Raw genomic sequence first — 11,035 nt, forward strand, 5'->3', positions numbered from 1 at the left:
AATCCTCAGACAACACAGGTCTTTCTTCAACGGCGAGGAAAGACCCTCCGGACAAAGGCGTCCCAGCTGCTTGCAGCGGGACGCCTTTTTTTTTGCGTTACAGTCGCCACCCTGGAAACGAGAGGTCACTACATGAGTGGGAAAGTCTGGTTGATCGGTGCCGGCCCCGGCGATCCCGAGCTGCTGACCCTCAAGGCGGTGCGCGCCCTAGGCGAAGCCGAGGTGGTGATGATCGATGACCTGGTCAATCCGGCGGTGCTCGAACACTGCCCGAACGCCCGGGTGATCCGCGTCGGCAAGCGCGGCGGCTGCCGCTCCACGCCCCAGGCCTTCATCCACCGGCTGATGCTGCGCTATGCCCGCCAGGGCCGTTGCGTGGCCCGGCTCAAGGGCGGCGATCCCTGCATCTTCGGTCGTGCCGGCGAGGAGGCCGAATGGCTGGCCGCCCGTGGCGTCGCCAGCGAGATCGTCAACGGCATCACCGCCGGCCTGGCCGGTGCCACCGCCTGCGGCATCTCCCTCACCCTGAGGGGCGTGGCCCGCGGCGTAACCCTGGTCACCGCCCACACCCAGGACGACACGGCGCCCAACTGGGCCGCCCTGGCCGCCACTGGTACCACGCTGGTGGTCTACATGGGCGTCGCGCGCCTGGCCGAGATCCAGCAGGGCCTGCTGGATGGCGGTCTCACGCTGACCACACCGGTGGCCATGATCGAGAACGCCTCCCTGCCCAGCCAGCGCGAATGCCGCTCGACCCTGCAGGAGCTGCAGGTGGACGCCACGCTCTTCCAACTGCGCAGTCCGGCGATCCTGGTGATCGGCGAGGTGGTGGGTCAGGCGGCGCTGCAACAGGCGCTGGGCTTCGCGGCTCAGGCCTGAACCGCGCGTCCCTTCGCCGCGGTCGACCCAGGACGTCAACCGCGGCCTTACCCGCCCAGACATACGCCGGTAGCGGTCTCGTCACCAGGACGTTCGCCAGGCAAGCCCTCTTCTGCGCATCTGGCCATCGTCCAGTCTCCTCTCGCGCAAGGTTGCGCGCAGCAGCCCCCTGCCTTGTCCGCCCCCTGGGCACAGACCCAACGTCCGTTCTGCCATCAAGCTGACCGCTTATATCTTGACGTCATAGACCCGTCCATTTTTTATAAGGTCAGTTATCAGAATTTATTTCGGGACGGAGAAAAAAGTGATGTAATTCACACTGTATAGGGGATGGCTTTTTGCTATCTACCCAACCAGTCGCCCGTTTCGCTCGATCAAGATGATCATGAACGTCCACGCCTCGTCCCTGAGCTTTTCCGTCTTGCGGCTCTTGCACCCGGCCTTTGCCGTGCCCGGTCGCGTCATTCGACACGTGCTGGAAGCCATTGGCGCAGTCCAGCGCACGGCTCGCGCCGAGGTCCGACCATGAAGGTGCTGGTAACTGGTGCGGCGGGATTCATCGGCGCTCACCTGACCCGTCGCCTGCTGCTGGATGGCCATGAGGTGGTGGGCCTGGACAGCTTCAACGACTACTACTCGCCGCAACTCAAGCAACGGCGGCTGGCGTGGATCTCGGCGGAAGCCGGCGACTTTCCCTGCTATCGACAGGACATCGGCGATCTGGACGCCCTGCTTCAGCTGTTCTCGCGTGAACGCCCTACGGCGGTGGTCCATCTGGCGGCCCAGGCTGGGGTCCGCTATTCACTGGTCAACCCGAGCGCCTATCTCGACAGCAACCTCAAGGGTTTCCTGCATATTCTCGAAGCCTGTCGCCACCATCCGGTCGAGCATCTGCTGTTCGCCTCGTCCAGTTCGGTATATGGCGCCAATGGCGCGACGCCCTATGCCGTCGCCGACCGCACCGACCATCCCCTGTCGCTCTACGCCGCCAGCAAGAAGGCCAATGAGCTCATGGCGCACAGCTATAGCCATCTCTACCAGCTGCCGACGACCGGACTGCGTTTCTTCACCGTCTATGGCCCCTGGGGCCGACCCGACATGTCACCGATGCTGTTTGCCAAGGCCATCGTCGAGGGCCGTCCGATCCGTCTGTTCAACTTCGGCGAGCATCAACGCGACTTCACCTACGTGGACGACATCATCGAGGCCCTGGTTCGGCTGCTGCCCGCCGCCCCAACGCCAAATCCCGACTGGGACGACCAGGCACCGGACCCGGCGGCCAGTCGTGCGCCCTGGCGGCTCTACAACATCGGCGGCAATCGCCCGGTGCACCTGCGCCGCTACGTGGCCCTGCTGGAAGAGTGCCTGGGGCGCAAGGCGGAACTGGAGCTGCTGCCCAGACAACCGGGGGACGTCCTGCACACCTTCGCCGACTGCAGCCCCCTGGAGGACGCCACCGGCTTCGCGCCTCAGGTGGCACTCGAAGACGGGCTGCGCCTCTTCACGGACTGGTTTCGTACCTATCACGGTCTGGCGGCGAGCATCGCCAGCTGACCGGCATCTGGAGCCCGCTAATGCAATCGGATCCTTTCTCCAAAGACCTTGCCGACCTCACCCACGGCCGCGCCGAGCCGCGCCGGGAACGGCGCAATCCGGCCTTGCGCGCCCGTATCGACCAGGCGCTGGCCAAGCAGGACCGTAGCTGGCTGACCGGCCGCACCGGTGGCCGCTCCTGGGCGCTGTCGCGTAGCAAGCGGCTGACCTCGGCGCTCCTGGCCCTGTTGCTGCTGCTGCTCTTGTCGCCGTTGCTCATGGTGGTGGCGGTATTGATAAAGACCAGCGATCCGGGGCCGATACTCTTCGTACAACAGCGCACCGGCTTTCGAGGTCGTCGTTTCGGTATGTACAAATTTCGCACCATGGTGGCCGATGCCGAAGCGCTCAAGAGCTCGGTCCGGCATCTGAACAAGCACGGCGCCGATGCCATAGATTTCAAGGTGGACAGGGATCCGCGGATCACGCCGGTCGGTCGCTGGCTGCGCCGCACCAGCATCGACGAACTGCCCAATCTGCTCAACGTGGTCCGCGGCGACATGCGCCTGGTCGGGCCGCGCCCCACCTCCTTCAAGGCCGACACCTATCTGCCCGGTCATCTGGTTCGGCTGAGCATCTATCCGGGGATCACCGGCCTCTGGCAGGTATCGGGTCGCAGCGACCTGGGCTTCGACGACCGCGTGCAACTGGACATGCAATACATCGAGCAGCAGAGCCCCTGGTTCGACCTGCGCATCCTGCTCAAGACGCCCCTCAAGGTCCTCGATGGTCAAGGAGCCAGTTGACATGCCGCTTTCCCCTCCCGTCTCGCCCAGCGAGGTCAACCTGGCCAGTACCGTCATGGACAAGGATCAGCGTGTGGTCCTGCTCACCGCGGCCAACACCGGCAGCGGCGTGACCACCAGCGCCATGGCCCTGGCCAACGAACTCGCCCGTTCCAGCCGCGGTCGCGTCTTGCTGGTGGATGCCAGTTTTTCGGCCACGGCCCTGAGTCGCCAATTGGAACTGACCGGCCACCCCGGCTTTCTCGATCTGCTGCTGGAAACGCCGACACCGGTGCTGGACGCCTGCATCCATAGCCGGCCCGAGTGGGCGTTCGACGTTCTCGGCAGCGGCCATATCGAACGCCACAACGACCGCTTGCCACCCGAGGCGCTCCAGGGCCTGTTCGACGAACTGCGACAGCGCTATCGCTTCGTAGTGATCGACGCCGCCGCCATCTATTCGCCCGCCGACACCCTGGCCATCAGCGCCCTGGTCGACGGCGTGATACTGGTGATCAAGGCCGAAGAAACCCGTTGGGAAGTCGCCCAGGCCGCCGTCCAGCGCCTGACCCAGGCAGCGGCCAAGGTCATCGGCTGCGTCTTCAACGAGCGCAAGTACTACATGCCCAAGTGGGTCTACGACCACCTGTAGCCAACGCGGTCCCCGTCATGAAAACCCGCTTCCTCGCCTTTGCGTTCCTGACCCAGCTGGTGGCCTGCACCCAGGTGCCCGATGCTCAGAATTTGCCGGTGGACATCCTGACCGCCCCCACCGCCGACAATCAGCTCACCACGGTGATGCCGGTGCAGCAGACCCTGCGCCCGCAAGACGTGCTCGATGTCATCTTCCATATCAGCTTCAGCAGCCCAACGGCCTATCGCATCCAGCCGACCGATCAGGTCGAGGTGCTGTTCACCAGCGCCCCGGAACTCAATGGCACGCGCATCGTTATGCCGGACGGCGTGGTCGAATTGCCCTATGTGAATGGCGTGAAGATCGGCGGCCTGACGGTGGACGAGGCCCGCACCCAGATCATGCGCAGCTACGCCAAGGTGCTCCGGCGTCCCGACATCACCCTGTCGGTCCCACGCCTGCTGGCCGGGGAAGAAAATCTGCGCATGACGCTCAACCACCCGGGCTACGGACTCAGCCGCGAGATCACGGTGGGCGCCGATGGCACGGCTAGCTTTCCGCTGCTGGGCAATCTCTCAGTCCGCGGCCTGACCGTCAGCCAACTGAGCGCCGAACTGGATCGCCGCTACGCCGAACAGACCGGGCGGATGAAGGTGGACGTACTGCTCAAGAGCACCGCACCCAACGAAATCTATGTGCTGGGCGAAGTCGTGCAGCCCGGCGCCTACCCGATCCGTCGGCCCATCTCGGTGCTGGAGGCGCTCACGCTGGCCCGCGGCGCCACCCCGGGAGCCAAGCTGAACTCGGCGGTGATCATGCAGCGGCAGGGCGACCACGTGGTGGCGCGGGTCTATGACCTGGCCAACCTGCTCGATGGCAAGGCCGCAGCCTTCGCCTATCTGCGCCCGGACGACCTGCTATTCATCCCCAAGACGCGCCTGACTCGCGCCGCCCAGTTCACCAAGCAGCTCGCCGATGTGCTGTTGTTCCAGGGCGTCGGCATCGGCCTCTCCTATCGCCTGGACAACAAGGGCGACACCGTCTACCGCCAGCAGGAAGACACCACGACCACCTCCGCCACCGGAACCTCCCGCTGACAGGCCGAAGATGACCAAGATGGATAATTATCTCCATGAATTCCTGCGGGTGTTCTTTGCCAACAGCCGCCTGATCAAGCGGGTGTTTCTGGTGTTCGCCCTCGCCACCCTGGTGCTGGCGGTGTTGTTACCCAAGCAGTACGACATCTCCGGTCAGGTCATCGTCCAGTCGAAGAAGCTCTCGCAGAGCGATCCCAATGCTGTGCTCACCCCGGATGCGGACAAATACCTGCCGCTGACCCTGGCCGACATGGAAACCGAGAGCGACATTCTGCGCTCGCCCACCCTGATTCGCAGCACCCTGGCCGAACTGGTCGCCGAAGGGCGCTACGAAGTGCGGCCGACACTGCTGCAACGTTTCTTCCTGTCACCGTTCAAGCGTCTGGTGCTGACTCCACTGCGGACGGCGGTGCTCGAACCCCTGCAACGTCTCCTCGGCGGCGCGCCCACGCCGCCCAAGGAAACCCTGCTGGACGAATACACCGATGCGGCCATCAAGAATCTGAAGATCGCGACCCTGCCAGGCTCCAATGTGATCTCGGTGGATTTCAAGACGCGGGATCCCGGCCAGGGCACCCTGCTGGTCGATCGGCTGTTGCACAACTATCTGGAGCGACGGCGCGCCCTGCAATCCAACGACCTGCCGGAGGCCTTCTACGAAAAGAAGAAAGCGCAATACGGCGAGCGCCTCGATGCCCTGGAAAATCAGCGTATCGCCCTGCTGCAGAGCACCAATGCCGTGGATCCCAAGGAAGAAACCACCTTTCGCCTGGATGCCATCAGCACCGAAGAGACCGCGCTCAACAACTATCGCGACCGCTACCTGGAAGGCCAGCGCTGGCTGGACTATCTGAAAAGGAATCTGCAGGAAGCCAAGAAGCGGCGCCCCAACGACTACGCCTTTCCCTTCAGCTTCACCAATACGGTCAACGGCGTCGCCTATGAGGACAGCGAGATCAAGCAGCTGAGCGATCAGCTGATCCAGCAGATATCCCGCTACGGTAATGCCGCCGACGTCTTCCAACCCGGCAGCGCGCCCATGCAGCAACAGCGCGCCCAGATCGACCGGACCCACCAGCAGTTCCTCAAGATCGTGGCGAACCGGATCCATGAACGTCAGGCCAACCAGCAGACCTTGCAGGCGGTGATCGAGCAGAAGACGGCGCGCATCGCCGATTACAAGGCGCGGGTACGGCAACTGCAGGACATCGAAGGCCGGCTGCGGCAGCTGGACACGGAGATCGACGCTCTGCACAAGGCCTTCTTCACCTACACGCAGCGCTATGAAGAGAGTCGCGATCTCAACCTGCTGGAAAATCTGCCCTCCAACGCCCGCATCCTGAGCACGCCCCACGAACCTACCCAGGCGGCTTTCCCGCGGCCGCTCCAAGTGGTGCTGCTGGGCCTGCTGACCGGCCTGCTGCTGGCCGTCGCCCTGGGCTACATCCGCGAGGTCTTCGATCATCGCTTCAAGCATCCCAATCAGATCTCCCGGCATCTGGACCTGCCCGTGCTGATGGTGCTCAACAATCAGCGGCGCGTGATGGGCAATCCCTATCGCCGCGGTTCCCTGCGCTGGCTCTGGCATTGTCTATGGCGCTGAAGCGGCCACCCGTGGTGCACCTGATCCATAGCGGCGGCTTCTATGGCGCCGAGCGCATGCTGCTGGATCACTGCCTGCACGTGCCCGGTCGCCATGAGGTGGTTTTCTTCCAGCCGCCTGCCGAGTTACTGGACCGCTTTCGTGCAGCGGGTGTCCGCTGCACCGACTGCGGCGGACTGATCGCTCTGCTGCGCCTCTTGCGCGGTCGGGCGGTAGTGCTCAACGCCCACAATTTCAAAGCGCAGGTGTTCGCCTGGCTGGCTGCCCGACACCTGGGCCTGCCGCTGCTGCTCACCCAGCATGGCTTCACCCCGCGCAGTCGCAAGCAACGCCTCTATACGCGTCTGGCGCTGGCCATCGCCGGCAGCCGGGCAGTCACTCGGGTCATCTGCGTATCCCGTGCCCTGGCCCGCCTGCATCAGGCCCACGGCATCGCCGGCGAGCGCCTGAGCGTGATCCCCAATGGCCTGCCACCCCTGGGCGAGTCCCTGCCGGACACTCCGGCAGAGGCACAGAGCGCCATGCGGATCGGCTTCATCGGTCGCCTGAGTAGCGAGAAGGGACCGGATCTCTTTCTCGATGCGGTGATACCACTGTGCCAGGCACGGCCCGGGCTGCAGGCGGTGATGCTGGGAGACGGCCCCGAGGCGCCGCGCCTGCGGGAGCGCCTAGTCGCCGCGGGTCTTGCCGAGCGGATCAGCTTGCCGGGTTACCAGAGCGACAGTCAGGCCTGGCTGCGCCAGCTCTCGGTACTGGTGCTCAGCTCGCGGACCGAGGGTACCCCACTGATCCTGCTCGAAGCCATGCGCGCCGGAGTGCCCATCGTCGCCTTCGCCGTCGGCGGCGTACCCGACATGCTCGAACATGAACGCAGCGCCCTGCTGGCACCGCCCGGCAGCACCCTCCAGCTCGCGGCCGGCATCGCGCGCCTGCTCGAAGCTCCTGCCTTGGCGCAGTCCCTGGCCCGGGAGGCGCGGCTACGCCAGAAGCAGGACTTCCATCTACCGCTTCTGGTGGCCGCCTGGCTGCAGGTCTATACCCAGGCCAGCCGAGGGCTGGCGCCGTGAGCGTAGCCCTGTTCGGTATCCTGCTCGGCGCGCTCAGCCTGGGCCTGCTGGCAAGTCCCTGGCCGTTCCTTGCGCCCCTGGCGCTGCTCGGCCTGGCGGGTCTGGCCATACTGGTGCGGCGTCCGGCCTGGGGGCGGTGGGCCTGCTCGCCCTGGTGCCCTTCGAGGACCTGGTCAGCGAAGGTGCGGTCAGCGCACCCAAGCTGATCGGTGGAGCCATGCTGGCCGTCCTGGCGCTGCGCCTGGTGGTGCGCCAGACCCCGCTGCGTGACCTGCGCAGCAATCTCTGGCGGCTGCTGGTGCTGTTCCTGATCTGCACCGCCCTCAGCCTGATCTACAGCGAACGTCCGGATGCCTCGGTAGGCAATCTTCGCGAATTGTTCATTGGCATGGCGCTGTTTCCCATCACCCTGCTGGCGCTACGGGACTTCGATCTCTTCTGGCTGTGTCGACTGGTGGTACTCGGCGTGGCCACGACCTGCCTGCTGAGCCTGCTAACCAAGGGTCATGAGGTGGGTGGACGAGCCATCGGCCTGCTCAGCGACGCCAACTATTTCGCGCTGCTCATCGCCGTGGCCCTGCCACTGGCGATCCTGCTGCTCCTGCACGAGCGCCAGCCGGTGCTCCGGCTGCTGTGGATCCTCTGCCTGGTCCTGCTCGGCATCGGCCTGGTCAAGACCGACTCGCGCTCGGGCCTGATCGTTGCGGTTGCAACCCTGCTGATCGGTCTCTGGCACCACCGCCCTCGGCTGCGCCGGGTACGGCCACGGCATCTCGGCTTCATCCTGCTAGGCGCGGCGCTTGCGCTGACCACGGCGGTCACCGTCCTGCCTGATGCCTACCTCGAGCGTATCGCCTCTCTGAGCAGCCTCGGCGAGGGCATCAATCCGCAAGAAGATCCGTCCCTGGGGCGACGTGCTTCCTATGTCGTGGTGGGCGAGGCGATGATCGCTGCCAAGCCCTGGTTCGGTACCGGCCCCGGCACCTTTCCCTATCACTATGCGCAAACCGGCTATGCCAGTGCCTACTCCATGGGCCTCAAGGTCCCTGACCTCTACCGCCGTGCGCACAACACCTATCTTGAGCTTTTCAGCGAGTTTGGCGTACCCGCCGGCCTGCTGTTCGTCGGCCTGATCGGCAAGGCGCTCTACAATTGCTACCGGGCCGGCGCCCTGCGCGGCCGCCAGGGGCAGGGACGACAGGCCGATCTCGCCGTGCATCTGGGCCTGAGCCTGCTGGCGGTAGCCCTGTTCATGGCCTTTCTGAGCATTCCCAACCACAAGTATTTCTGGGCGCTCCTGGCGCTCTCCAGCATCCTGCGCGACAGCGCCACACGCGCCCCCGCGGCCACGGGCGCATCGGCATGAGCTTGAGCATCGTCATCCCGCTGTTCAACGAGGCGCGGCATATCGAGCGCACCCTGCTAGCAGTGGCTCGCGCCGCGCGGCGGGCGGGGCTGGAGCCGGAGATCCTGGTGGTCGACAACGGCTCCACCGATGCCGGCCCGGCGCTAGCCCAGGCCCTGGGTGCTCGGGTGCTCGATGGGCGCGGCCTGAGCATCGCCGGGCTGCGCAACCTGGGCGCCGCCAGGGCTCACCATGGCGAACTGGCCTTTCTGGACGCCGACATCGAGGTGCCGGACGACTGGCTGCTGATCTGGCAACGTGAGCGCAGTGCTGGAGCGGATGCCTTTACCCTGGATTGCCTGGCCCCTGCCGAGGCGCCCTGGTATGCCCGGGCCTGGCAGCGGCGCAGTCTGGGCAGCGCGCGCAGGCGTTGGCGTAGCTGGCTGCCGACGCCGGCGCTGTGTCTGTCGCGTGTTTGGTTCGAGCGGGTCGGTGGCTTCGACGATAGCCTGCGCACCGGCGAAGACAAGGACCTGGGGCTGCGCCTGCACGCCCTGGGTGCGCGTCAGCTGGCCATCCCGGCACCCACGGTTCTGCACTGGGGCTACGAGGCCTCCTGGCACGAGTGGCTAGGCAAGGAACTGTGGCGCCAGAGCGGGCACCTGTCCAGGCGCCCTGTCCGCCTTGGCCTTTGGCGGTTCTCCCTGCTCTGCCTGGGCGCCGCCGGCTGCTCGTTGCTGGCGCTGCTCGGCGGACTGCTTGGCTCGCCTGGCTTGCTGGCTACGGGTCTTACGGCGACGCTGGTACTGCCGCTGGCGTTGGCCCTGCGCCAGACGCTCGGGCAACGCCAGCCACTCCTGGTGCTGCAACTCTGGCTGCTGCATGGTATTCGCCTGCACCTGGGCGCGGTGGCCACCCTGCTGCAGCTGTTCAAACGCAATGTAAGGAGGCCGCGTCGTGGCTGAATGGATCTTCTGGGCGAGCGTCGCCGTGCCCCTCTATGCCTACCTCGGCTACCCCCTGGCCATCACCTGCGGCGGCTGGCTGACGCCTCGTCGGCCTCGTCTCGTTGCGCCGCCCCTGAGTGTCTCGGTGGTGATCGCCGCCCACAACGAGGCCCGCCACATCGAGGCCAAGCTCGCCAGCCTGTTGAGCCAGACCTATCACCCCACGGCGCTTGATATCCTGGTCGCCAGCGATGGCTCCACGGATACCACCGTGTCCCTGGCACGGGCCTTCGCCAGTGACCAGGTACGGGTGCTGGACCTGCCGCGGATCGGCAAGGCTGCGGCGCTCAACGCCGCCGTGGCCGAGAGCCGTGGGGAAATTCTGGTCTTTACCGATGCCGACAATCGCTGGGCGCCGACCACCCTGGCCGAATTGCTCGGTCCCCTGGCGGATCCCCAGGTGGGCGCCTGCGGTGGCAATTTGCGCATTCTCGAAACGGGCACCGGCCTGAGCCTGGGGGACAGCCTGTACCGGCGCTACGAGGCCTGGTTGCGCCAGGCGGAAGATCGCCTGGGCTGCACCGTGGCTGCCGACGGCGCGCTGCTGGCATTACGTCACGAGCTGTTCAGTCCGATCCCGGGCGAGGTCAACGACGACTTCTTTCTCAGTACCTGCGCCCCGCTCGCGCAGCGCCGCATTGCCTACGTGGATTCCGCGCGGGTGCTCGATCAGGGGGTGGATGCGCCGCAGCACCAGTTCCGCCGTCGTCTGCGGGTAACCATCGGCGGTCTGCAAAGCCTGGCGCAGCGCAAGGCGCTGCTCAATCCCTTTCGGTATGGCCGCTATGCGCTGGCGCTGCTCAGCCACAAGCTGCTGCGCCGCCTGGCGCCGCTCGCGCTGCTGCCGCTGCTGGCCAGCAATCTGCTGCTGCTCGCCACGCCGTGCTACCAGCTGACCCTGGCCGCCCAATTGCTGGCCTATGGCAGTGCCCTGCTCGGCCTGCTGGATCGTCAGGGTCGTTTGCCGCGCCCCTTTCGCCTGGCGGCCTTTCTGCTGGTGACCCTGGCCGGCATGGCCGTAGGGCTGGTGCAGTTCCTGGCGGGCCGGCGCCATACGCTGTGGAATCCGGAGCAGAATCGCTGAC

The 11,035-nt window shown here is 65.7% G+C and carries 10 protein-coding genes; all 10 read left to right on the top strand.

Annotated elements, in window-relative coordinates; genetic code table 11:
- Nucleotides 1–132 precede the first annotated feature (132 nt).
- The 10 genes from cobA to BGI51_RS21275 all read left to right on the top strand — a co-directional run bounded on the left by cobA (nt 133) and on the right by BGI51_RS21275 (nt 11,034).
- Complete coding sequence (gene cobA / locus BGI51_RS21230; RefSeq protein WP_187979642.1) at nt 133–879, top strand: uroporphyrinogen-III C-methyltransferase; 747 nt, start codon at nt 133–135, stop codon at nt 877–879.
- A 525-nt stretch (nt 880–1,404) separates the two neighbouring features.
- Nucleotides 1,405–2,433 carry an NAD-dependent epimerase gene (locus BGI51_RS21235; protein WP_187979643.1) on the top strand — a complete coding sequence of 343 codons (1,029 nt, stop codon included), beginning with the start codon at nt 1,405–1,407 and terminating at the stop codon, nt 2,431–2,433.
- Nucleotides 2,434–2,453: 20 nt separating this feature from the next.
- Nucleotides 2,454–3,218, top strand: a complete 765-nt coding sequence (locus BGI51_RS21240) for a sugar transferase (RefSeq protein ID WP_187979644.1) — start codon at nt 2,454–2,456, stop codon at nt 3,216–3,218.
- 1 nt (nt 3,219) lies between these two features.
- Nucleotides 3,220–3,849, top strand: coding sequence for a CpsD/CapB family tyrosine-protein kinase (locus tag BGI51_RS21245; RefSeq protein ID WP_187979645.1), 630 nt, complete (start codon nt 3,220–3,222; stop codon nt 3,847–3,849).
- A 17-nt stretch (nt 3,850–3,866) separates the two neighbouring features.
- Nucleotides 3,867–4,928 carry a polysaccharide biosynthesis/export family protein gene (locus BGI51_RS21250; protein ID WP_187979646.1) on the top strand — a complete coding sequence of 354 codons (1,062 nt, stop codon included), beginning with the start codon at nt 3,867–3,869 and terminating at the stop codon, nt 4,926–4,928.
- A gap of 10 nt (nt 4,929–4,938) precedes the next feature.
- Complete coding sequence (locus tag BGI51_RS21255; RefSeq protein ID WP_187979647.1) at nt 4,939–6,531, top strand: GumC family protein; 1,593 nt, start codon at nt 4,939–4,941, stop codon at nt 6,529–6,531.
- Nucleotides 6,522–7,598: a glycosyltransferase family 4 protein gene (locus BGI51_RS21260; protein WP_187979648.1), complete on the top strand. Its 1,077-nt coding sequence runs from the start codon at nt 6,522–6,524 to the stop codon at nt 7,596–7,598. Before BGI51_RS21255 ends, BGI51_RS21260 begins: the two co-directional genes overlap by 10 nt.
- 136 nt (nt 7,599–7,734) lie before the next feature.
- Nucleotides 7,735–8,964 carry an O-antigen ligase family protein gene (locus BGI51_RS21265; protein ID WP_437179418.1) on the top strand — a complete coding sequence of 410 codons (1,230 nt, stop codon included), beginning with the start codon at nt 7,735–7,737 and terminating at the stop codon, nt 8,962–8,964.
- Nucleotides 8,961–9,908 (top strand): glycosyltransferase, encoded by a 948-nt coding sequence (locus BGI51_RS21270; RefSeq protein ID WP_187979649.1) that lies wholly within the window; start codon nt 8,961–8,963, stop codon nt 9,906–9,908. Before BGI51_RS21265 ends, BGI51_RS21270 begins: the two co-directional genes overlap by 4 nt.
- A complete protein-coding gene (locus tag BGI51_RS21275; protein WP_187979650.1) occupies nt 9,901–11,034 on the top strand; it encodes a glycosyltransferase in 1,134 nt (377 codons plus the stop codon). Before BGI51_RS21270 ends, BGI51_RS21275 begins: the two co-directional genes overlap by 8 nt.
- Nucleotide 11,035: the final 1 nt, after the last annotated feature.

Source organism: Pseudomonas oryzihabitans, assembly GCF_014522265.1.
In the GTDB taxonomy this organism is placed as follows: domain Bacteria; phylum Pseudomonadota; class Gammaproteobacteria; order Pseudomonadales; family Pseudomonadaceae; genus Chryseomonas; species Chryseomonas aestiva.